The sequence below is a fragment of the Paenibacillus lautus NBRC 15380 genome, from assembly GCF_004000945.1.
Lineage (GTDB): Bacteria > Bacillota > Bacilli > Paenibacillales > Paenibacillaceae > Paenibacillus_AQ > Paenibacillus_AQ lautus.
The window spans coordinates 32,757-56,124 of sequence record NZ_BIMF01000022.1; the positions used below are offsets into that span (position 1 = coordinate 32,757).

General features: G+C 47.9%; 17 protein-coding genes. 3 read left to right on the forward strand and 14 right to left on the reverse strand.

The genetic code is table 11. The features are described from left to right. Genes PLA01S_RS26570 through PLA01S_RS26580 form a run of 3 tightly spaced genes read right to left on the reverse strand, consistent with a single transcriptional unit; the run spans position 1 to position 3,455 of the window. Complete coding sequence (locus PLA01S_RS26570; RefSeq protein ID WP_127594770.1) at positions 1-1,482, reverse strand: class I SAM-dependent methyltransferase; 1,482 nt, start codon at positions 1,480-1,482, stop codon at positions 1-3. Next, a complete protein-coding gene (locus tag PLA01S_RS26575) occupies positions 1,472-2,686 on the reverse strand; it encodes an ABC transporter ATP-binding protein (RefSeq protein ID WP_127594771.1) in 1,215 nt (404 codons plus the stop codon). Before PLA01S_RS26575 ends, PLA01S_RS26570 begins: the two co-directional genes overlap by 11 nt. Beyond that, positions 2,676-3,455 (reverse strand): ABC transporter permease, encoded by a 780-nt coding sequence (locus PLA01S_RS26580; RefSeq protein WP_164817524.1) that lies wholly within the window; start codon positions 3,453-3,455, stop codon positions 2,676-2,678. Before PLA01S_RS26580 ends, PLA01S_RS26575 begins: the two co-directional genes overlap by 11 nt. 119 nt (positions 3,456-3,574) lie before the next feature. Between PLA01S_RS26580 and PLA01S_RS26585 the strand changes: the two genes are divergently transcribed. Continuing rightward, positions 3,575-6,034, forward strand: a complete 2,460-nt coding sequence (locus PLA01S_RS26585; protein WP_127594772.1) for an O-antigen ligase family protein — start codon at positions 3,575-3,577, stop codon at positions 6,032-6,034. 70 nt (positions 6,035-6,104) lie between these two features. Here the strand turns inward: PLA01S_RS26585 and galU are convergent, their stop codons facing one another. The 3 genes from galU to PLA01S_RS32150 form a co-directional block, all read right to left on the reverse strand. Next, positions 6,105-6,977: a UTP--glucose-1-phosphate uridylyltransferase GalU gene (gene galU, locus PLA01S_RS26590; RefSeq protein WP_127594773.1), complete on the reverse strand. Its 873-nt coding sequence runs from the start codon at positions 6,975-6,977 to the stop codon at positions 6,105-6,107. Between the two features lie 64 nt (positions 6,978-7,041). Beyond that, positions 7,042-7,197 (reverse strand): hypothetical protein, encoded by a 156-nt coding sequence (locus tag PLA01S_RS32145; RefSeq protein ID WP_164817525.1) that lies wholly within the window; start codon positions 7,195-7,197, stop codon positions 7,042-7,044. A 91-nt stretch (positions 7,198-7,288) separates the two neighbouring features. Further along, complete coding sequence (locus PLA01S_RS32150) at positions 7,289-7,426, reverse strand: hypothetical protein (protein WP_164817526.1); 138 nt, start codon at positions 7,424-7,426, stop codon at positions 7,289-7,291. A 218-nt stretch (positions 7,427-7,644) separates the two neighbouring features. Here PLA01S_RS32150 and PLA01S_RS26595 point away from each other — a divergent pair, with 218 nt between their 5' ends. Beyond that, entirely contained in the window at positions 7,645-8,691 is a 1,047-nt protein-coding gene (locus tag PLA01S_RS26595; RefSeq protein WP_127594774.1) for an acyltransferase family protein, read from the forward strand. Between the two features lie 226 nt (positions 8,692-8,917). Here PLA01S_RS26595 and PLA01S_RS26600 read toward each other — a convergent pair whose 3' ends face one another. The 3 genes from PLA01S_RS26600 to PLA01S_RS26610 form a co-directional block, all read right to left on the reverse strand. Further along, the gene (locus PLA01S_RS26600; protein WP_127594775.1) at positions 8,918-9,199 is read right to left on the reverse strand and encodes a hypothetical protein; all 282 of its coding nucleotides are present in this window, start codon (positions 9,197-9,199) and stop codon (positions 8,918-8,920) included. 308 nt (positions 9,200-9,507) lie between these two features. Then, positions 9,508-12,021, reverse strand: a complete 2,514-nt coding sequence (locus tag PLA01S_RS26605) for a U32 family peptidase (RefSeq protein ID WP_127594776.1) — start codon at positions 12,019-12,021, stop codon at positions 9,508-9,510. 639 nt (positions 12,022-12,660) lie between these two features. Next, positions 12,661-13,758, reverse strand: coding sequence for a DNA alkylation repair protein (locus PLA01S_RS26610; RefSeq protein WP_127594777.1), 1,098 nt, complete (start codon positions 13,756-13,758; stop codon positions 12,661-12,663). 586 nt (positions 13,759-14,344) lie between these two features. On the opposite strand from PLA01S_RS26610, the gene PLA01S_RS26615 reads away from it, so the two are divergent. Beyond that, the gene (locus PLA01S_RS26615; RefSeq protein ID WP_127594778.1) at positions 14,345-15,553 is read left to right on the forward strand and encodes an MFS transporter; all 1,209 of its coding nucleotides are present in this window, start codon (positions 14,345-14,347) and stop codon (positions 15,551-15,553) included. A 254-nt stretch (positions 15,554-15,807) separates the two neighbouring features. On the opposite strand, the gene PLA01S_RS26620 is transcribed toward PLA01S_RS26615, so the two are convergent. The 5 genes from PLA01S_RS26620 to PLA01S_RS26640 all read right to left on the reverse strand — a co-directional run bounded on the left by PLA01S_RS26620 (position 15,808) and on the right by PLA01S_RS26640 (position 23,235). Next, positions 15,808-17,766 (reverse strand): GTP-binding protein, encoded by a 1,959-nt coding sequence (locus tag PLA01S_RS26620; RefSeq protein ID WP_127594779.1) that lies wholly within the window; start codon positions 17,764-17,766, stop codon positions 15,808-15,810. A gap of 246 nt (positions 17,767-18,012) precedes the next feature. Next, the gene (locus PLA01S_RS26625) at positions 18,013-19,947 is read right to left on the reverse strand and encodes a copper amine oxidase N-terminal domain-containing protein (RefSeq protein ID WP_127594780.1); all 1,935 of its coding nucleotides are present in this window, start codon (positions 19,945-19,947) and stop codon (positions 18,013-18,015) included. After that, the gene (locus tag PLA01S_RS26630; RefSeq protein WP_127594781.1) at positions 19,947-21,023 is read right to left on the reverse strand and encodes a S1C family serine protease; all 1,077 of its coding nucleotides are present in this window, start codon (positions 21,021-21,023) and stop codon (positions 19,947-19,949) included. The genes PLA01S_RS26625 and PLA01S_RS26630 overlap by 1 nt, the downstream gene beginning before the upstream one ends. A 246-nt stretch (positions 21,024-21,269) precedes the next feature. Further along, the gene (locus PLA01S_RS26635) at positions 21,270-21,479 is read right to left on the reverse strand and encodes a hypothetical protein (protein WP_071219760.1); all 210 of its coding nucleotides are present in this window, start codon (positions 21,477-21,479) and stop codon (positions 21,270-21,272) included. Between the two features lie 253 nt (positions 21,480-21,732). Then, positions 21,733-23,235: an S-layer homology domain-containing protein gene (locus PLA01S_RS26640; protein ID WP_127594782.1), complete on the reverse strand. Its 1,503-nt coding sequence runs from the start codon at positions 23,233-23,235 to the stop codon at positions 21,733-21,735. Positions 23,236-23,368 lie beyond the last annotated feature (133 nt).

The following is a 23,368-nucleotide window of genomic DNA, read 5'->3' on the forward strand; positions in this document are numbered from 1 at the left end:
TTACTCCTCTTTTCTTGCTCTAATTTTGTTTGCCAAAGCTCTAAAAGGTGATGTTATACGCCAAGAGTAGGAGGAATAAATAGCCTCCCTTTCTCTTTTTAAATTGTCTAGTTTTTCTTGAGTACTCTTCAATTCACTATCTACTTGAAATACTTTAGCTTCATATCCACTGATTTCGCTAGCCATCTCCGAGATATTGTATTCCAATTCTTGTATCTTATTTCTATAAAGTTGGAGTTGTTCTTTAAATTGAAGTTCGTTATCCATAATTACTTTCTTAAGTTGTTCGTTTTCAGTTTTCTCTACCATATGAAGCTCTTGTATTTGATCATTAAAAGTTAATAATTCTTTAATTATGTTAGGGATATTATTTTCAAGTCTCATTTCTAATTCCAAGTAATATCTATTGTTAATCTCTAAGTTTAAATCCTTTAATAAAATCTGCGGGTCATTATCTAGTGATATAAATTTATACTTCTGCTTGTCCAAAGTAATAATTTCACTTATTGACAATAAATCTTCAAGCGAAATTTCTCTCTTTTTACTGACTTCATTTTCATTTACACTCATAAGTCTGATATTTTTTATTTCACCATATACTAGAGTATTGGCTGGATCAAATCTCAATGAGTTCCAGTTTCCATTAGGGATTTCAAACCTGTAAGTTGAAAACCCTTTATTAAAATCTACTGGCAAGAGTGCTGAACAAATTTCACTAAAATTTCCTTCTGCTCTCCAATAAAGTTGACAATAGTCACCATCTAAATAATTCTCGTGCTGTATTTGATCATACCTGGATAAATCCCATTCTGTTGAACATTTTTTTGACACAGTTACAAATTGGTATACATCCCCATCAATCCTATTTTTAAGTAAACTTTGAACAGCTAGCGGGAAATTGTTGTAATTTTGTTTAAATTCAGTAGTTTCAGGGGTTCTCATAGTTGTCAACCATTCCACTGGTTCTAAACCAACATCTTTTAAAAGTGATAAAACACTCTTCCTTGTAAAAAAGTGGATATGCGTGTCATCTAGAAGTCCTTCTTTTTGGTAATTAAATTTACCTTCCAGCAGTTCCATAATAATTGAATTGTGTGAAATATTAGGTATGGATGTCATTACGTACCCATCCTCATTCAAAAAACTAGTTGCAGTAATCAAGACAGCATCAGGTCTACGCAGATGCTCCAATACATCCGCAAACAATATATAGTCAAATTTCTGTCCCTTGATCTTTTCCTGCCAACTCAGTGTATCTATATCAGCTAAAATCATCTGTTCTGCATATTTGCTAGCTTTTTGTGCAGCCTCGGAATCTATTTCAATACATACTACTTCACAATTAAGCTTTTCTTTCATATACTTAGTCATATACCCTGTAGCAGACCCAAATTCTAATACTCTAGTACATGGTTGAATTCTACTTAGAATAAGTGAATGTGAAGTATTAGAAGTCAAATCCACGTTTAGATCATATTTCATTTGAAGTCCTCCCTACGCTCCAATTGTGTTCTAACAGAAATATTCCCTCTGCGTTATAAACATTAGAAATCACGTCGAAAGAACCAAATTTAGTCTTGTAATCGAGTCTAACTAATCCTGAACTTTCAAAGAACCCAATATCTATATGATAGGTGCCAGGAAGTAAACGTAAATTAGTGTAATTACAAACAAGCTTGTAGTACCCGGGTGAACTCGGCAGTTCATATTTATCAAGTTTAGTATTAATACCGCAAACGTAGGTGTCACGTTGATCTATAATAGCTACTCCACCTACAAGACCTGGCATATCTTTCTTTAGAACATAGTCAATTTCAACAGAAATCAACTCTTGCATATCAAATGTATGTTTTATTATTCCGTCATTATTTTTAAATCGGACTGTATTTATTTCAAGAACGTTTTTTTCTATGCCTTCATCTTTATGTTCTTTTATTTTTATAGAATCCTTATCCTTCATATAGTTTTCATATTCATTTGTAACCACCTGTACATTACCACGTCTATAAATGGACCCTTCCTTCATCCAAATAACTTCATCACAAAAATTTTTGATTGAATACGTATCATGACTTACAAATATAATGGTCTTTCCTTGCTTTTTAAATTCTTTCATTTTATCAATACATTTTAGTTGGAACTGCATATCTCCCACTGCCAGTGCCTCATCTACTATTAATATATCTGGATCGACATTTACCGCACAAGCAAAGGCAAGTCTAACAAACATGCCAGAAGAATAAGACTTTACTGGCTGATCAATAAAATCACCAATTTCAGCAAATTCCTCAATTTGAGTCATCCTATCATTAATTTCTCTCTCTGACAGCCCCATGATACTCCCATTGAGGTAAACATTTTCCCTACCAGTAAATTCAGGATTAAAACCACTTCCGAGCTCAAGTAAAGCAGCAATCCTTCCTTTTATATTTACTTCCCCTTCTGTGGCACTTACTGTACCAGCAATTATTTGTAATAAAGTGCTTTTCCCCGATCCATTTTTCCCGACTATTCCCAAGGTGATTCCCTTTGAAACCTCAAATGAAACATCCGTAAGAGCCCTAAATTCCCTGAAAAAATCGCGTTTTTTTCTATATAGAAATTGTTTAAGTCTGTCTTGTGGCTTATTGTACATTTTATATACCTTAGTGATATTCTTTAAAGATATAACATTTTCATAAAACATCAGCAAAACCACTCCTCGTTTTATTAAACCAATAGTAACCAATTAAAGAAACTACGGCACCAATCGCTGATCCAATCAACAACCATTGAAAATTGGGCGCTGTTCCCCATATCACAATACTACGCATATCCTCAACTGTATAACTCACAGGGTTTATATAATATAAAACTCTTAAATCTTCTGGTACAGAATCAATCGGGTAAAAGATTGGACTCAGAAACATAAGTGCACTAGTTAATACATTAATTAAATAACTTATATCTCTAATGTAAGTACCTAAAGATGCCAAAATCCAGCTTACTCCCAGTGTAAATAAAAATATAGGAACTAGAACAATTGGTGTATACAGAAGAGATAGATGCACTCCATCACCTAATACCGCAACTCCAGCTAAAAGGATGACAAAACTAATTATCATATGAACAAATGCAGAAAGCACTGTCGAAAGTGGTAATAAGTGTAAAGGGAAAATCACCTTTTTAACGTAGTTACTGTTGTTAACCATCAAACTAGGGGATCTATTAATAGCTTCCGAGAAGAAATTAAAAATCGTCATACCACTAAAAATTATTAATGCGAATTGTAAATGATTATCTGATTGAACATTCCATCGAGCCTCAAATACTACACTGAAAACAAATGTATATACTACTAGCATTAGTATCGGAATAACAAAAGACCACAACATTCCTAATGCTGATCCCTTATACCGTAATAACACATCTCTTTTTACCAATTGTTTTAATAAATACTTATTATTAGAAAACATTTGCTAATATTTACACCCTTCCTCTTTGCAAATAATGTTGAAAAGTCTAATGCGTATAGCTCCTCGCATCCTCATATGCTAAAATATTGTCGTATCTACAAGAAAAGGAGCTAAATACGTTGTCGAATCCAGTATACGGTAAAAAAGCCGCTGCGTCGAGGAAAGCTGAGACGAGATCGGCTTTGTTTTGGGCGTTAATATCAGGAATTGTTCTTTTCCTAGCTTGGACACCATTCCAAACGGCTCTATTTAACGATAATAAGTTACAATTTGAGAAACCGATTTTCTGGGCTGCTATCTTAGCATGTCTACTAATAATTCTCTGGATTGCTCAGTCCTATAAAAGCATCCAACTAAAAGATCAAAGAGATTGGCTAGCTGTGAGTGTGCTTTTACTTCCCGTAACTTACATACTCTCACTCATTAGCGCCGCCTCCCATGTTCTTGCCATGAATATGGTCATCATTAATTGTATCTATGCCATTATGTTCATCATCGGATTATACGTGTTAAGCGACAAAATGGGGAATCGGATCATCCAAGCCACAACTATGACGGTTGCTTATTTAATCGTCGGGTTCGGCTTACTTCATTGGTTTGGACAAGGCACAACTGCTGGTGCGATAACCAAGTGGTTTTCCAACACGGTTCAATATGGGACATATGCCCATGCCGTCATGACTGACTCCAATGGTCTGCGTCTCACTTCCGTATTCCAGTACGCCAATACTTATGCAGCTTTTCTAATGGCATTCCTTTTCGCAGCGGTCTTTTTCGTTACTACATCGCGAAAATGGTATGGCCAAGCCTTTCATAGCTTCATGCTGGTGCCCATCATTGTATCCCTGCTCTTAACGCTGTCACGGGGCGGACTGGTGATGTTACCTGTTGTGTTTGTTCTGCTGCTCCTATTCCTAAAGCCAGCTAAACAATTATTGTGGATCCTGTATTGCGGTATAGCAGGTGTGGCTTCGTTGATCATTTCCAAGCCGGTAACAGAGTTAGGGTTGAAATTGAATGAAACCTTCAGCGGCAGTGGCGCCCTTAAGGGCTGGGGAATTTTGCTCGGTACGTCCGCTATTGTAGGACTCCTTGGATGGGTTATTCAACGTTTTATTGCTCCCAAACTCGAACAGTCCTTAGGCAATTGGTCGGCTAGAAAAACCTCCAACCTATGGATTCCGATCGGTTCCGTTGTGATAGGAGGTATGTTGATCTTCCTATTCATCGGTACCGGATTGAAAAATGTACTACCCCAAAACATCAGCGTCCGACTCGAGAACATCAACTTTAATCAGCATAGTGTTCTGGAACGCTTTACATTCTATAAGGATGCCCTGAAGGTGCTAGCAGACTACCCTCTCATCGGAGCCGGCGGCGGCGCTTGGGCTTCACTATATGAGCAGTATCAGAACAACCCTTATACAAGCCGTCAAGCACATAACTTCTTTTTACAGTACTTGATCGAGGTTGGCATTGTCGGATTTGTAGTCTTCATGTCGTTTATCCTGTTTATTTTCTATAAGTATATTCGCGGTTATATCAAAGGCAATGAAGAAGAACGCAATAGTCACTTCCTTTATCTCATTATCGTCCTTTCGATTTTGATTCATAGTATTTTGGACTTTAACATGAGTTACGTGTTCATGGGAATTCTAGTATTTCTGGGACTTGGCGGAATGGCGGCTGTCATGGATAGTAAACCGGTTAAAAAATGGAGTCTACAAGATTCGACCGCTAGAGGCATATACAGTGCCGTTGTCGGTCTGTGCGCTATTATTGTACTGGTTACTTCTATCCGCTATGTTCAAGCCGCTGAGGCGGGCACGGATGCGCGACGAATCGTTCAGGTGAGCACATCGTTTGAAGAGATCAAAGCTCCTCTTGACAAAGACTTAAGCATACGCCCTAGCCATCCTGACTCTATACTGTTATTGGCATCACTTTATCAAACCATATACACGCAAAATCAAGATGAGGGTTTCTATAATGCATCTGTTGATCTGCTTAATACCGCATTGAAAGACGAACCATATAATAAGTCTATGCTTAAGCGTTTAGTTGAAGGTTATGAAATGAAGCAGGAACCCGAACAAGCGTTTGATGTTCTCATTGAGAATGCTCATAAGTTCAAATGGGATATTACATGGTATGAGCAAATTATCAATAAAGGATACGATCTGGGAACAAAAGCTCTAGGAGCTGGAGACACCGCCACGAAAGACAAATACTTCAAGCAAGCAACTGAGGTGTTCACTGATGTCCAAGCCGGCATTCAGCATCTAACCACATTACCAGAAGGGCAACTACAAGGTAATCCTTTTGAGAACACGCCAGACATGATCTTGCATGCAGGCAAAATGCACTTCATGATGAATCAACCGGAACAGGCGGCAAATGCGCTCAAGATAGGCATCCAGGATGACCTGTCTCAGCCATCTGCGCAAGAGATCGTCAGATGGTACCTTGCCGCGCTAAATAAGCTAGACCAGAACGATGAAGTGCTGCTTGAGAAGTTAAAGCAAGTTGATCCGAATGCGGAACAAAACGTCAAGCAACTGTCAGATCTTCAATTCTAAATAAAATAGCGGGTGCGTTCGGTAGCTCAACATCTACCGGAACACACCCGCTATATTTTTGCCTAAATGACTATCTCACTTTCTCCATTACTTTACTCATATAAGCTAATAAATCCTCTCGTAATTCCTCTCGCTGCAGTGCATAGTGAATACTGGTCTGAATAAAGCCCATCTTCTCACCGACATCATGGCGTATGCCCTCAAAATTGTAGGCTAATATCGGACTCCGGCGGGCTAGTACAGACAGAGCATCGGTCAGCTGAATCTCGCCATTCTTGCCAGCTTCTTGATCCTCCAATAAATCAAAAATAACCGAGGGTAAAATATAACGCCCCATAATGGCCAAATTGGAAGGTGCTTCATCTCTAGAAGGTTTTTCAACGAGCCTGGACGTTACATAGATTCTTTCCGATTTTCTTAGGCCGTCCACAATGCCGTACCGATCAACTTCATTCCAAGCTACAGGCTGCACGCCTACAACGGCTGACTGATAGGTATCGTAGACCTTCATCATCTGTTTCAGGCAAGGGACCTCCGACTCTACAATGTCGTCACCAAGCAACACTGCAAACGGTTCGTCCCCGATGAACTTGCGCGCACACCAGATCGCATGTCCGAGCCCCTTGGGCTCCTTCTGCCGGATATAATGGATATCAGCCATGTCCGATGGCTTCCTAACCTCTTCGAGAAGCCCCCACTTGCCCTTCTCCGCCAGATTATGCTCAAGCTCAAAAGAGGAGTCGAAATGGTCCTCGATCGCACGTTTACCCTTCCCGGTTACGATGATAATATCCTCAATGCCGGAAGCTACTGCTTCCTCGATGATGTACTGAATGGTCGGCTTGTCCACTATGGGAAGCATCTCTTTCGGCATCGCTTTGGTAGCCGGTAGGAAGCGAGTGCCGAGTCCCGCTGCCGGTATGATCGCTTTACGAATGTTCATTTCTAACTATCGTCTCCATTTCCGTATTTTCCCGAATAATGCTATTGTAGCATGTTCCGAATGGTCATTCGACACTAAAATCGATTTTTGTCAAAGGTGGCGGCTTCAGCGTAAAGGCCGAGAACGACTCCTGGTAATCGGTGGGCACGGCGATCACCACCCCGTCATCAAAACCATGGCTCGGCAAGGCAGCAGTCGTAGCTTGGTTCTTATGCTTCATGTTGCCGCCGGGGACACGAAGGTTTTTACTTCGTTGGCCGCCCCCTTGAAGGGCGATACGATTTTGCCGCCTCGAGCCCCATCCACGATCCTTAGGTAGGTGTGGTTTGATAACTGCTCTTCCATTTGATCTTGGCCCCTCCAACCACGAAGCTTTTCGTGGACATAGATTGCTTGGAATAATACACCACCCGATTCTCCGTGTCTTTGACCGCATCAGCTTGTGACATGCTTAAAGTTTCTCTCCCATCTCAAGTCCAATATCGAGGAGACGAAAAGTGACTCCCTTACTCTATTTTATTGGTTCTTGATGAGGCATTGACAACGCGGCGGGACCGATAACTCCATGGGTAATTCCAGGTTTATCCATTAGAAATGACCAACCGCCTCCGATATACTAGTACGAAACTTCTTCGATGGACCAAAAAGCCAAAGGAGCTGGTTACTGATGAAAGAGAGAGACGCCTATTTCGATAACCTCAAATTCATACTGATCCTGTTGGTGGTCGTGGGGCATCTTATCGAGCCGTTTACCGGTGAAGCAGCGATGGGAGCGATCTATCAGTTCATTTACTCGTTTCATATGCCGCTGTTTATTTTTGCGGCCGGTTATTTCGCCAAGTGCATTCAATCCCCCAAACAATACGTCGGCCTGCTGTCGGGACTGGTCGTGCCGTATTTCATATTCGAGACGCTCTATACCCTGTTCGACTATTACATGCAAGGCTTGGATCGGCTCGATTTCACGTACTTCTACCCCAATTGGATCCTGTGGTTCCTGTTCAGCATGATGCTGTGGAAAATGCTTCTGCCGTACCTGCTGATGCTCAAATACCCGCTCATCGTCTGTTTCGCGATGTCCATCATGCTCGGGTACTCGATCGATGTCGACTATTACGCGAGCATTTCGCGCACGCTGTACTTCCTGCCTTTTTTTCTCATCGGATATGTTTTCAAAAGGGAATGGCTGGATGCCATCAAGGCCCGGTCCTTCCAGCTGCTATCGATCATCCTGCTCGCCGCCGGGTTTGGCATGCTGTATGTACTATCACCACCCCTGGATGCCAGCTGGTTCTACGGGGCGATGCCTTACCTGGAGTTTGGCTTGGACTCGTGGTATGCAGGCTTCTACCGTATGATCACCTACGCCTTCACCGTCATCATGGGACTGTGCGTCCTCTCCCTCATTCCGGAGTCGGATATGCCCTTCACCGACCGTGGGGTTAATACCATGTACGTCTTTTTGCTTCACGGGTTCATCGTCAAAACGATGCAGCATCTAAACTGGTTTGAAGCCTTCCGTTCCGGGGGAGGCAAGCTGCTGCTGATCCTGTTCGGCGTCCTCTTGACCTGGCTGTTATCCTCGTCCTGGATCAAACGCGGCTTCGGTTGGATCGTCGAGCCGAACGTCGGGTTTCTGTTCAATTATCGATCCAAGCACCGCCATGAACGCGCTGAAACGAATCGTTCCGAAGCAAAAAGGAGTGATGCCTAACTTGGCGTCACTCCTTTTATCATGAGCTTAGGACTGCTCGGTATATAAGTAATACGCGTGCTTCCTTCCTTCACCAACTGCCCCCGCGTTTGAATTCAGGAACTCCTTTGAAAATCAGAGTTCCTAACTAAAGCAAGAAGTAGTTAATTGCAGTTGTTAGCCGCTATTGTCGACATTCTCAAATTGATCCTGCTTTTATATTTATATGGCCCTCATTTTATATGTCTCATTTTTCTTCCTTGGAACTATTCCCCTTATTAAGCGCATTATTCAACTCCGGACTCAGAATCGTATTCAAGGTGGTCCAATCTTTATAATTAACGGAGATGTTAAATCGCTGTTCTTCCTCTCCGACCACGTGTCCCTCCATATTTACTTGGGAAGCCACATAGGTAGGGAGCATCTCTTGTTTCGTTATTCTGACCTCTAAACCGTACTCTTCTATAAAGTGAGTAATCGCCACTGCCTGTGCTTCCTCTATGATTGCTGTTTGTTCATTTCCCTTCACGTCTTTACACCCCCCAAGGACTACAGCCAATAAGGTAAGTAACCTGAGCCAAAGCATATATTTTTTAGACATCATATTCCCTCGCCTTTTTACTCTTAATCAATAACAGGCTGTTCTTTCAATTCTATCACTAAATAAAACAATAGATTCCAATTATAAACAATTTCCATATATATCTCGTCACGCGTATAGGGGACTGAAGTCCCTAATACAGTGCACTTTAAAAACATCTCTCATCCTACTCCAATAACAAAAAAACATGCCCAACCCTTTCAAAGGTCAGACATGTTGTATATGCAATCCATTCCTTACTTCACCAACTGCCCCCGCGTGACGCCGAGCTGGTTGGTCGCCTTCAGCTTCTTCCACACCTGGGTGCCGCTGATCTCTCCGCGCAAGGCGCGGTTGTAGAGATCGATGACCTCGTGGACTTGTTCCGGCGTTTCCTCGAGGAACTCCACGCGGTAGCTGGATACGCCCAGCTCCATGAAGTTGGCCAAGTACTCGGCGCCGGATTGCTCGATGGCATTGTACACGGTGTTACGGCAGCCTTCGTCCACCCGAACCGGGTGGGACATGCCGATCCGGTCCTGCAGAGACACGCGGCTCTCTTCGCACGGACGACCACAGTTCGTGAAGTCCGTTCCTTCACTGAGGAAGGTACAGTACACGCAGTGCTCCGTATGGAACATCGGCAGATGCTGATGGATGACGATCTCCATCTTGGACGTGTCGGCCTTCCCGAGAAGATCCACCATCTGCTGGATGTTCAGGTCATAGGAAGGCGTGACGGTGTCGCATCCGGCTTCGACGAACAGGTCAACCGCCTTGTGGTTGGCAATGTTCAGGGAGAAGTCGCCGATCAGCCGGGGATGCTTCGCCCCCGGGTTCTCCATCCGGTGGCGCAGGTAGAAATACAGCGCACCGGTGTTGCGCACCAGGACGGCGTCCGGCTGGAGGCGCAGGATGTTGTTATGGTAGCCGTTCTCGCCCGGCATGTGAATGCGTGGCGTTGCCAGCGCAATCTGTTTGCTGGCTGCACGCACGGCTTCCACCGCTGCCGGGAACTGCTTGATGAACTCGAAGTCGGCGTAGATCATCTCGACGCCGGCCTCAAGCGCAGCCTCAACCTGCGGGAGGCTGCGGCACAGCGCGGTGAGCTGCGCCTCACCGCGGGCCACGGGCGCTGCGGGCACAGCCGCATCGCCATACACCGACACCGCCCGTTTCACGTACACGGGCGGCTTCGGCCGCTCGCCAGCGAGCAGCTCCACCGCACGGCGGCGGATGCTGTTGAGCTCGCGAATCGGCACGATGACGTCGCCGTACAGGTCGACGTCAAGTGCCTCGAGCTGGAACACCGTTCCGCCCAAGCGGCCAAGCTGCTCCTCCAGGATTTCCTGGCTGAGCGGCCTTTTCTGGGCGATTTCCAGTTCCAGCCCCGAATCCACCTGGACCGTCGTGCCCTTCTGCACATCGGTCCACCAAGTCGTCAGCGGCTGTCCGGGACGGCCGCTGACGCGCACATGTACCGGGAATACCCGGTACGGCTTCTCCGTCTCGTACGTCTGACGGAGGCGCTTATCCAGAGCCGGATCATTCGTCTTCCAGATCCGGTCGCCCACATGCAGCTTTCGCAGGTCCACGTCGCTTCGGCCGGGAACAATGTCAACGATCCAGCCTTCCTGCGCTTCACCCTCCAGCTTGACGCCTTTGCGGCGTACGTCGTAGACGCGTCCGCCTTCTTCTTTTTTCGTTGGGTCGCCGGCATCAAACACGATACCGTCCCCGCGTTTCAATGGCGCATCCAGCTTGCAGACCACGCCGTCACGCAGAATTTGCTCTACCCGGCCGAGGTACACACCGCGGCTTTTCGGGAACGTACCCTCGACCAGCTTTTTATTGTTCGTTCCATCCAGGAAGCCATGCGTGAAGCCGCGGGAGAAGCTCTGCTGCAGCTCGCGCACCTCTTCCTTGCTTGGTCTGGCATCTTCGCCGTCAAAATACCGGTCAATCGCCTTCCGGTACTTGCTCACGACGTTGGCTACATATTCTGGGCTCTTCAAACGGCCCTCAATCTTGAACGAGGTCACACCCGCTTCAATCAGCTCCGGCATTAAATCGATCGCTGCAAGATCTTTCGGCGAGAGCAGGTAGGCGACGTCGCCCATCGGCTTCTGCTCGCCATCCACGATCAGATCGTACGGCAGACGACAGGCCTGCGCGCACTCTCCGCGGTTGGCGGACCGGCCGCCCCACATTTCGGAAGTCAGGCATTGGCCCGAGTAGGATACGCATAGTGCACCATGCACGAATACTTCCATCGGCAGCTTCGCCTGCTCCCCGATCTTCTGGATTTGCTTCAGATTGTTCTCGCGCCCGAGCACGACGCGTTCCATGTTAAACGGCTTCGTGAATTCAACGGCCTCCGGGGACGTAATCGTCATCTGCGTAGAGCCGTGGATCGGGAAATCCGGGGAAATCTCGCGAATCATTTTCACCAGACCCAGATCCTGCACGATCACCGCGTCGACGCCTGCATCCACGCACGCATCGATCAGCTCCTTGGCATCCTCCAGTTCGTTCTCGAACACCAGAATATTGAAGGTCAGGAACCCCTTAACCCCATAACTGTGCAAAAAGGCCATAATCTCGGACAGCTCGTCCATCCGGAAATTGTTCGCCCGTGCGCGCGCATTAAATTTCTCGACCCCAAAAAAGATCGCGTCCGCCCCGTTCGCCACCGCGGCCCGCATGCAATCCCAATCCCCTGCCGGCGCTAGCAGCTCCACGTCTTCTCTTCGTAGTGCTTTCGTGTCCATCTATATCCTCCCAGACCGGTTCAAGCCGGCGTGCTGTGTACTACTATTCTTTCATTGAAACCTGCAAGCCATACTCTATGTCCATAGAACAGGCTCCGACATCTATATCAATTGATTTGTAAATGCTTTGAAAGCTTTTCAACTTATCTAGTTTACCAAAAGTCCGGCTTCTCTTCTACCTGCTAACTTGATTTCCACACATTTGATAGTGTTGCCATAATCCGCATGGCCCTCGGTTTCGTAAAAACAAAAACAAGCCCTCCCATCGGAAGGCTTGCCTCATATCATCTGCTGCGTTCGCTGTTCGCGCATGATCATCCATGGGAGCTAGGCTCTTATCTCTTTTACTTGTCTAAAGAGATTACCTCCCCTTTCCTTTACCAGGGATTTGCATTTCTATCTCCGAATCCTGTAGTCAGAGCCTCCTTAACATCTCAGCGGATGACAGCCATCCAAGAATGCCTCAACCAACAACCACGCACCGTGCGCACAGGAAGCAATGCACACGATGTACAAAACTTTAGAACGGAATCGTCCCGTACCTTCAACTGATTCCAGGATTCCTTCATCACAGGTTTGCCAGTGAACGACCTGCCCCAAGGCTTGCCAGTACATCGTCCTGCACTACGCGCCCTACTCTTATTCCGCGCCCTCCAGCAAAAAATCCATGCTCGCCAAACGCTTGCCGTTCACAACAATGTGAAGACGATGATCGCCGGAATAGAAACGACGCGTGGAGATCGGTTTAAACGACTGCTTCTTCTCCACCTTCCAGCTTCCCGGCGCATAGATCTTGTCCGAGCATTTATAGCGTTTCGGCGCAAGCTTGCCGCTTGCCTTCATATAATCGATCTCGTAATCGATGCGGAGCGCCATCGGATTGCCGGTTTCGTTGACCACTTGAAATGCAAACTCGAGATCGTCGCCCATCGCGATCACGGAACGTTTAATGCGCAGCTCGCGCACTTCAAGGCCTTCCAGCTCTTCCAGCTCTACATATCCGAAAATAGCCAGTGCCCGGATATCCCCCTTCCGCAGCAGCGAACGCAGCGCATGCCGTACGATCCAATCCGTTAACGGATGCCTTCCATACCATTTGGCGGCAATCTCAAGCACGAGCTCCGGATGATCCTTAGAGATATCGTTCAAGTGATTGGCGACGCTTTTTCTAACGTATAAGGAAGGATCTTCTTTCAACTTCTCCAGGATCGGCAACGCCGGACGCGGATCCTTGATCAGGGCCGGCAACTGCGGCGCCCAAGGCAGGCGCGGTCTGCAGCCTTCGCTCGCCAATCGGCGCAGATGCTCGTCATCGGACTGTGCCCAAGTCATCATCTGAGCCAGCATCCGTTCCTGATCCTGGATGATGAAAGGCCGAACCGCAAACTCCGCCGTTGAAGAATGCGTGAATACCGCCAAAGCCTCCATCGATGTCTCCAGATCCTCCATCCCATTAACCTCTACATAATCCGGAAAGAAGACATATTCCACGCCTCTAAAATGCGGGGCTACCTGTGTCAGGATCCCAATGGCTTCCGGGTAAGAAGCAGGCAGCGTGTCCGTTAAGGCCAGCGTTATATGCCGAATCCGCTGCTTGAACTCCTCCTGCTCCCAGGCTTCATTATGAATCAGCTCCATGAACCGGTTTCTATCGAATGCCGGATAAGCCTCCTTCAACCGGTCGGTCACTTGCTGGAACAACGTATTTGAATATAGATCCTTCAGCGTTTCTCTCATATCAGATCTCCCTAAAAAAATAATTTTTACGATGCTATATCCACGTCTTATGGAATCCTGAAAGCCCTTTATTTATGCGATAACCGGGCGGTTCCAACCCATCTCCAAAAGAGCCGCCGACCGCTCTAACCCCGTTCCCCGCCTCTTCCCAATCCAAAACATGTGGTGTAGGATGAAGTTGCACGCCTTTCGCTTTAGCGCGGCAGTCTGGTTAATTTCAGTTTGCCAAATTAGTGGGGCGTTTTGCTTTATCCGAATCCGGCCTCCCGCTGCTGGGATGTCACAATGTATACTTTCTTATCTCTAAAGAAAAACGTCTATTGACATACTTTCACAGATGACACACCGCATGTAGAGGAATTTTTTTTCGAGATAACAGCAATGCCTTCTCCAAGATCGGACGGTAAACCAACGGATTCTCCCGCAGGAGCTCCTGCACCTTCTCGGCGAACAAGGACTCAAGTCTCGAAGCTTATACTTTTGCTATCTCTAAAAATGTAATACATACATCATTATCCCATTTAAAAAGACAGGAGGCGAAGCTCGAAGGATTACAACAAATCGCACACCAGGAGATGAAGAAGACATGGAAAGCTGGAAAAAGAATTTATGGATACTATGGTTCGGCTCATTTATCGTTTCATCAAGCTTCTCGATGGTCATACCATTTCTCCCGCTTTTTCTGATTGAGCTCGGCGTTACCAAGCATACGGAAATGTGGTCGGGACTGCTGTTCAGTTCCGCTTTTTTTGCGGGCGCCTTGTCCTCTCCCTTCTGGGGAGCCGTCGGCGATAAATATGGACGCAAACCGATGATTATCCGCGCGGGGCTGGTGCTCTTTGTCATCTATATTCTGATGGCGTTCGTCACGAATGAGTATCAGGTATTGGTTCTCCGCCTGCTGCAAGGCCTTCTCTCCGGCTTTATTCCGGGCGCAATCGCCATTGTAGGCACCAACACCCCTGAGAAAAAAGTTGGCTACGCCCTCTCCATGATGTCCACGGCAACCGCAACCGGCGGCATTATGGGCCCGATGATCGGAGGCACCCTGGCCTCCCTGTTCAGCAACCGAATGGCATTCGGATTGGCAGGGATGCTGTGCTTCGCAGCCACGCTGCTTGTCATATTCTGGGTCAAAGAAGAGAAATTCGTGCCCAGCAAAGAGCGCGTCTCCGTCATAAACACCTTTAAGGTCGCCGGACATAACAAGGCGCTGATGACCGTGCTCATGCTTACGGTGCTGACGCAGTTTTCCGTCATGACGATCGAGCCGGTATTGCCGCTGTATATCGCTCAGATCGGCGGCTCTTCATCGCATACCTCGATGATTGCCGGCTTTGTGTTCTCCATCGTCGGGATCGCCAGCATCCTGTTTGCTGCCCGCTGGGGACGCTTATCCGATAAAATTGGGTTCCAAAAGGTGCTGCTGATCGGTCTGCTCGCCGGCGGAATCGGATCGCTCGCCCAGATCCTGTTCAGTAATATTTGGGCATTCTCGGCCATCCGCTTTGCTTACGGCGCGTTCTTCTGTGCCGTATTCCCGGCGCTCAACGGCCTTGTCGTCAAACATACGCCAAGCGAATTCCGCGGGCGTGCGTTCAGCCTCAATCAGACAGCCAACCAAATCGGCGGGATGGCTGGACCACTCGCTGGCGGCATGATCAGCGGCATCTTTAACATTCACTCGGTATTCTTAATGACCGGCGTCTTAATGCTGATTACGACCGCCATTACTTATTGGACGATGCGGCCATCGCGCCGGCAGCCTGTAGAAAAAGGCTCCCTCTCTTCATAAAGTCTTTTTACTTTACGCACGCGGGATGATTTCAGATCTCGCGTGCGTAACTCATTATGGATACCAATCGAATCATCGGCGTGCCTTATATCGTTCCCACGAACACGTAAGACCACGAAACCTCTTGCCTAACCACCTATCGCTTCGCAGCACCCTGGACAGGGGTAGATCACACGGCTTCGGGTCTACGCCCACATACTAAGTCGCCCTATTCAGACTTGAGATGACATCAAGGATGACCAAATGCTAAAGCATCACACATGCATATGACGATCCGCTTCATCCCAAGGCACCGCGTAACCGCTGCCCTTCGCACAGAATATCGAAGAGGAGCTGTATTCCGGGTCCGCATTTTTATCGTATCCTTTACGTTCAATGACCTCGGCCTCGTTATGGCACGGGCCATATCCGCCGTAAACCAGGGATATCGTACCTCTTCCCTTGGTGTAGGCGGCTAGCTCCATGCTGTAATTCATCATGGTCGATACGGGAGCCGATCCCGTGACCGTCACCTTGTTTCCGGCCGTTTCCGGCGGCTCAAAGCTTGCCTTCGCCATGGTCAAATCCGACATCAGCCGTCCGATATACTCGGCATCGACCTTCACCTTGAAGTGATAGTAAGGCTCCAACAGTATATTGACTGTTTTCTCCAGCCCTTGGCGTAATGCACGGTAGGTGGCTTCCCTAAAATCCCCGCCGTGCGTATGCTTGTTGTGCGCCCGTCCCTTCAGCAGAGTAATCTTGATGTCGGTGACGGGAGAGCCTGTAAGCAGCCCGTGATGATCCCTCTCACCGACATGCTGGGCGACCAGATGCTGATAATTGACCGGAAGCACGTCGGGATGACAAGCATTGGCGAACACGATGCCGCTGTTCCGCTCTCCAGGCTCCAGCCGAAGGTGCACCTCCGCATAATGCTTCAGCGGTTCAAAGTGGCCACAGCCCACAACGGCCTCCGTTATGGTCTCTTTATATAAAATCTCCGGTTCACCGAAGGTAATCCGATAACCGAACCGCTCGAACACGATTCGTTCCAGCACTTCAAGCTGAATGATACCCATCACATGGATATGAATCGCCTGAGCGTGCTCATCCCACTGGACAGACAGGGAAGGATCCTCCGCATCCAGCAGACGGAATTCGCGCAGCATATCCTTGGGATGAATGGAGGACTCGAATTGCACCTTCGACTTCAGTGTCGGTACAAGCTCATAAACGGTCCGGCCACCACTTAGAGTCCCAAGCCCGTCACCTGCCGCAGCTGAAGAAATACCCGTCACTATAAACAGATCACCCGCTTGCACCTGATCGACATTCGTCACGCGCCCCCCATTGATCAAACGGATATGCGTCACCTTCTCCGTGATCTTCTCCGTTCCGGAGAAATAAGCCATCTCATCGCGCACCCGCAGCGTTCCACCCATGGCTTTGATATACGTCAGTCTTGCGCCCTGTTCGTCATGACGAATCTTATATACCCTTCCGGCAAAATCAACGCTGGGGTCATAGTCCGTAACCGTCAGCAGATCCAGCTGATGCAAGAAATGGGACACGCCCACGTTTTGCAGAGCTGATCCGCTGAAGCAGGGGAATAGCTGTCCTCTCTTTAGCATCGCTGTCATCGTATCCAGCCACCGCGAGACCTCAACCCCCTGTTCCATATAGAGCTCCAGCAGCTTCTCGTCCCGCTCCGCGATAGCCTCCATGAGCGAGGACTGCATCACGCCTTCGTGCAGTACATCCTCTTCCGTGATCATACAGACGTCTGCGGAAAGCTCGCTCCGAATCTCTGCAAACACACGCGCCACATCCGCGCCTTCCCGGTCGATTTTATTAATAAACAAGAACGTAGGGACGCCATGCTTACGCAATAACTGCCACACCGTCTCCGTATGCCCTTCGACACCTTCCACGGCGCTAATGACGACAACCGCTGCGTCCATGACCTGAATGGCCCGCTCCATCTCCGGCGAGAAGTCGACGTGACCCGGCGTATCGATTAAATAATAAGTGGAGCCGTTAAAATGCATGGTGGCCTGATCGGCAAATACGGTGATGCCCCGTTCCTTTTCAATGTCATGTCGATCAAGAAAAGCGCTCTGATGATCCACGCGGCCCCGCTCCTGAATCGTATCGGTCATATATAACAACTGCTCCGCCAACGTGGTTTTGCCTGCATCCACATGGGCGAACATGCCTATCGTTTTTTTCATCCGCTTATTCCCTCTTCTGCAAGCCGGTTTAATTACATATCCATTGCTCTCAAGATTTAATTTTAACATATCAGATCGCATAAACGTACGTATGTTCTATATTTTTCGAACGAGGGTGAACCATTCCGCTATCTAAACCACAATAGCTGCCCATCCGCACCCCATGTGTGCAGCAGGACAGCTATCGGTGTTATCGAAAATTCACTCTAATCCATGTGATCTGAGCTCATAATTCCATTCTGCGGATTATTTCACCAGCTCAAACGAGGACAGCGCACGCTCTAAAGCGGCTTGCTGCATGTCCGTTGCATTGGCATCATTCAACGTCGTCGTAATCGTGTAGGCGATATCTCCGTTTTCAAACACGATTTCCTGAGTCGTAAAACCAACGCCGTTCTTCACCTGATGCACCTTGAACGACACGGCAGGCACACCGGCAAACGTAATGTTATCCACGCCAAGCAATTTAACCGTCGTCCCTGAAGCCGAGCTGGCTTCATTATAATAACGCTTCAGGTTGCTGATGATGAATTCTGCGGATGTATCCTTCTGAGCAAGAATTTCAAACCCACCTCCGGCAAATCCATATTCCACCATTCCCTGCTCGAACTGATCATTCAGCGGTTCCCAGTACTTTGGAATATCGATATGATAGCGGTACGCTTCGGAGTTTTTGCTCCTCATCTTGGTTTTATCGGTCAGATAGCCTTCATCGCCAATGCGGCCGAAGTTCTCCGGTACCACATCATAATCGATCTCGATCGATTCCAGCACCTTCTTCCAGTTGGAAGCCGTCCGTTCCTGGCCATCCGGTACCGCATACTCCAGATAATAACGGTAGCCGTTCTTCTGGATCATCACTTCATATTCCGTCACCCATTTATCTCCGAAGTTGTATCGAACCTCTTGAATCTGCCCTCTGACACCCGATATCTCCACTGGCGTAAGTCCGAGGTATTCGTAAGAATCTTGGACGAAGGATTCCGACAACCAGTCTTTAAGCCGCTGCCCCCAAGCTGCGAGCGTGCCATCCCCCCCTGTGGGAGCGGATGTCACCGAGACGGACAGATAGCCTTCCCCTTCGCTGCCGTATAACATATCCTTGTTGTTGATTTCCCAGCCTGCAGGAATGCCAAACCATATGCCGTATTCTTCATTTCCTGCTTCGCGGAGCCCATCTACGATGGAAGAGACGTCTTTTAATGATTTGTCTCCCGCCTGATAGGTCGTTCTGAAAGAACCCAGCAAGCTCGCGTGTTTGTCCATATCCTTATAGTGAACCGCTTCGGCATCGGCAAAATACAGCTCATAGACGCGGTCATTGGCATAATACTGCCTGCCTTCCCATAAGACGCCGTCGATATCGCGGGAAATGACTCTGGCATACGGTACAGCTCCGCTTGCGACCGTCTCTTGGTGAAGCACAACATCTCCAGAATCGCTCAGTTCTTTCAGGAGCCGTTCTAACAGATCGTCAGGACTCAGCTTTACTAACTGAGAGGAGGCATGAACCTCAAGATAATAGCGGCCCGTAGCATCATTGAAAGCAGCACCGCTCTCGTCGTCGGTTCCTCTCCCAACGATCATCCAGGAAGGATAATTCATACTCCATTCATAATAGCTATTTCCGATTCGGGTCTTCCCGGTCGTATTGTTGATCTCGCCCTCGTCATGCTTCTCTTCCTTATCCGTGACCATGAGGCTGATGGACAGCTTGCCTTGGGAGGAGCTTACCTTGGCGCCAATCCCCGCCGCAACCGGACGCAGCGGTACCATCAGCGTTCCGGACACCATCGTCGGTTCTACCGGCAGCTGTACCTTTTTCCCGTCAATCCATGCGGTCTTGTTGCCGATAACGAGCACAACCGTATGCGGTCCTTGCAGCAGTCGAACCCGGTTCTCGCCCTCCAGCTTGATCTCGCTGCCAAAAGCTTTTTTAAACACGCCCAGCGGTACCATCAATACGCCCTGCTTCAGCTGCGGCTTGGCAATCGTATACGAGGTGCCATTGACCGAAGCTGTGCTGCTGCCGCTTTGCACGGTCAGGATACGCTTCTCCGGCACAACTTCATCTCCCCATACGGGAAGTGACAACGACGTAAATAGCATCAAAGCCGATAAGGTTCCGGCTGTCATCTGCCGCAAACGGCGGCTTGCTTCCGCTCTTTCTCTCTTCACCATTACTCGGCCTCCCCAACGCTTGACGAAGCAGCTTCGTTACCATCCTGGCTGAGCGTCAGTTTTACATTCACAATATCTCCATCCCGCTGCATCAGCAGCTGAACCTGCTGGCCTGGGATGAAGGGCTTTAACCGTTCGTTGATATCAACAACTGAATAGATGCGTTTTCCGTTAATTGCGTATAACACGTCATCCTCTTGGATTCCAGCTTTCCGCGCTTGCTCGGACAGCACCTTCGTAACGGTCAATGGGTCGTCCGAAGGCAGGCCCACGATGGCGGACCAGCTTTCTTCCAGCTCCAATCCGAGGCCGGCTCTTCGAACCTCGCCGTATTCCAATAAATGATCCACAATATAATGGACCGTTTCCGCAGGGATGGAAAAGCCCATATTTTCAATGCCAACGGCGGCAAACTTCTTGCTGTTGATGCCAATGACCTCGCCTTTTAGATTGACGAGCGGCCCTCCGCTGTTGCCCGGGTTAATGGCGGTATCAGTTTGAATCAGGCGATAAGAGCCGTCTACGCTCCGGTTTAAGCCGCTTACCACACCCACGGATGCCGAGTTTCGTAACGAGAAAGAGATTGGCGTGCCGATGGCAACCACCGTTTCTCCAACCAGCGCATTTTGCGCGGATGCGGCAAATTTGGCCGGCTTCAGAGACTTGGCGTTAATTTTGACCAACGCAATATCACTCATAGGATCGCTGTATACGCCCTTGGCTTTATAGGATTTACCGTCTGAGGTTACGACCGTGATTCCGGTTAGCCCGTCCACCACATGAGCGTTCGTCACGATCCAGCCGTCTGACTTCCAGATCACACCCGTACCGTGCGCCAGATTATATCTGTCATCCACTTCGCCGCTTCCTTGTGCTGCCTTCCCGATAATGCCGACAACCGATGGCGACATCCGGCTGATCACCTGTGGCACCGCATTTTGTTCATATGTATTCTTGGGCTTAGCGCTTGCTGCAGCCGCAATGTCTGTATGCATAAGCGTTTCGCCGCTTCCTGCCAGAATGATGGCCCCCAGCAGCGCAGCCGCCGATCGTTTTTGCCATTGTAAATTCTTCAATTCGTTAGTTCCTCCCCCGGTTCCATCCTCAACCCAACTTGTACTCCTCAATTTATCATGTTTTTCCATTTGTAGCCATTGCTTCTAGACCTATTTCTTTTACGTTTTTCCTGCGGAGCATGTAACTTTTCCCCGAAGAAACAAAAAGACACCTCCATACTGCCAACAGCAGACGGGCGTCTTGTTTGTATGTATTTCATTACATTCGTCATATGAAGCCGCTTTAAATTAGGTACCTAAGCCAACCTAATTGTTAAACCATCCTGTAATCATGGCATAGTCAGAGTACAAGAACACAAATAAGCTGACGAGACCGAAAGCGATTGCGAATTTATTTTTTTGGCGGGCCATCAACAAGCGAACCACACCAACAAAGATCAGAATCGTAAACAGGATCATGAAAATATCAAATGTCTTAAACGTCGCGCTCGCATCCGATGCTGCTGCAAGGATCATGAAACGTACCTCCTCGTGGGTTTCTTCTCGGGCAAATTTACATATCTTCTTCTATGTTATCCATGTGCCCGTCCAGATGCAAGCCCTCCACCCCTAAAAATGAAAAAAAGTCATAGAAATTTCTCATTTTTAACCAAATTTTCAGATATTAGCATGACTTTCATCACGGCAGAGGCTGGATCAAGCTTGCGTTATGGATTTAGGCATAGGTTGCTTCGTACTTCCAAGTGACTCTGGCAGGATCGAGAAACGTTCACTCCTGTTCCTCATACTCCTCAGGAATCGATTCTTGCTCTATTGCCGCTTCCTCCTCCAAGTCCTCACTTGGCAATGCCACGGAAGGATCCGTGATCGTAATCCGGTCCTCAGGATCCTTCTTGACATCCAGCACAACCTCATTGGACGGCTCACTGCTTACGTTCAATTCGTTCACAGCAACGACATGGATCGCATACCGGCCGGACGGACCTGCCAACATATTGCGGTTCGGAATAAGATATGTACCGCTCTCTATAGGTTCATCATTCAAACGATACAGTACTCCATCGGGTCCTATGTAATATACATGATAGTTTATGCCTTCCTGCACATCGGACCAGGTTAAACCAATGGATTCATCTTCCTCATTTAGGATGGCCTGAAGATCGGATATTTTATTCGGACGGCTCGAAACTTCATTAGAATAGCCACTCTTGCCGACGCTGTTCACAGCCTCAACCACATAGTAGGCGGTCTCCTGAAAACGCACATCGGATGTTACGTAAGCGCCTGACTTCACATTCGCTCCGTCAGCCAATAATGTATAACCTGTTCCGGACTTCTCGCTGAAATAAATATTGTAGGTTTCCCCTTGTTGCTCTGTCCAGGTTAATTGAATCTGACCCTTCTCATATTGGAACTTCAAATCCTTCGGAGCGATTGGTGCCGTTATCGGCAAATCCGGCTGAGATGCCAAGGTCTCTGTCCCCGCATGGGACTGTGCTGACCCGGGAACGGCAGGAGTTGTGGATGATGATCCCGAAGATGAGGTTACGACACCTTGGATTACCGGGCGGGAAGTTTCTGGTGGTGTCTCTACCTCCCCCTCCGCAGTATCCGAGCTGATGTGCTCCATGGCTTTCAACCACTTCGCTGTAGCCAAAGCCGCCTCTTCCCGGGTAACGGTACCCTTGGGATTCAGAACATCGGCTGCGGATCCCTGAAAGAGACCTAACTCCATGGCCAGTACGATAGCATCCTCAGCATAATGGCTGAAGGTGATTTCATGTAACTCCAGCTCCAGCTGCGTGGCCTCCCCGTCCGAGGTTTCCTTATCGGTACTCCCTTGCAGAGCTCTTTGATACAGCACAGCCATATCCTGACGTGTCAGCGACTGCCCAAGTCCAAATCTTCCATTTCCTATCCCCTTCACCAGCCCTGCATGAACCGCAGCTTCGATTGCGGAGAAGGCATAGTGATCGTTAGGTACATCCTTGAAGGTAGCGACTTCCGGAAGTTCAGCCGTGTTCAGGTTTAGAGCATTCACGATCAATATGACAAAATCCTGTCGGCTGATGGCAACTTTCGGAAGGAGATCCCTACCACCGTCACCGGGATGGGGGCCTCCTTCGGTTAACCGGAGAATGGCTTCCTGCGCAACGAAGAGCCCCATATCTGAAACGGGTACACCCTCTTTTGCTTGAACGCTGTCGGATGAGTTTATGTATAAAGCACTTGCTGCCAGAGCTATCAGAACGGAACAGGTGATCCTCTTCATACAATCCCTCCATTTTGTCGCAATCATCAAGATCATACCATATCCTGGAATGCGAAGATATTGAAGTATGAAATGAAAACAGAAAAAAAGAGCCCCCGTTATAAAAACGGGGACTCCGTTATTACTTCTAACC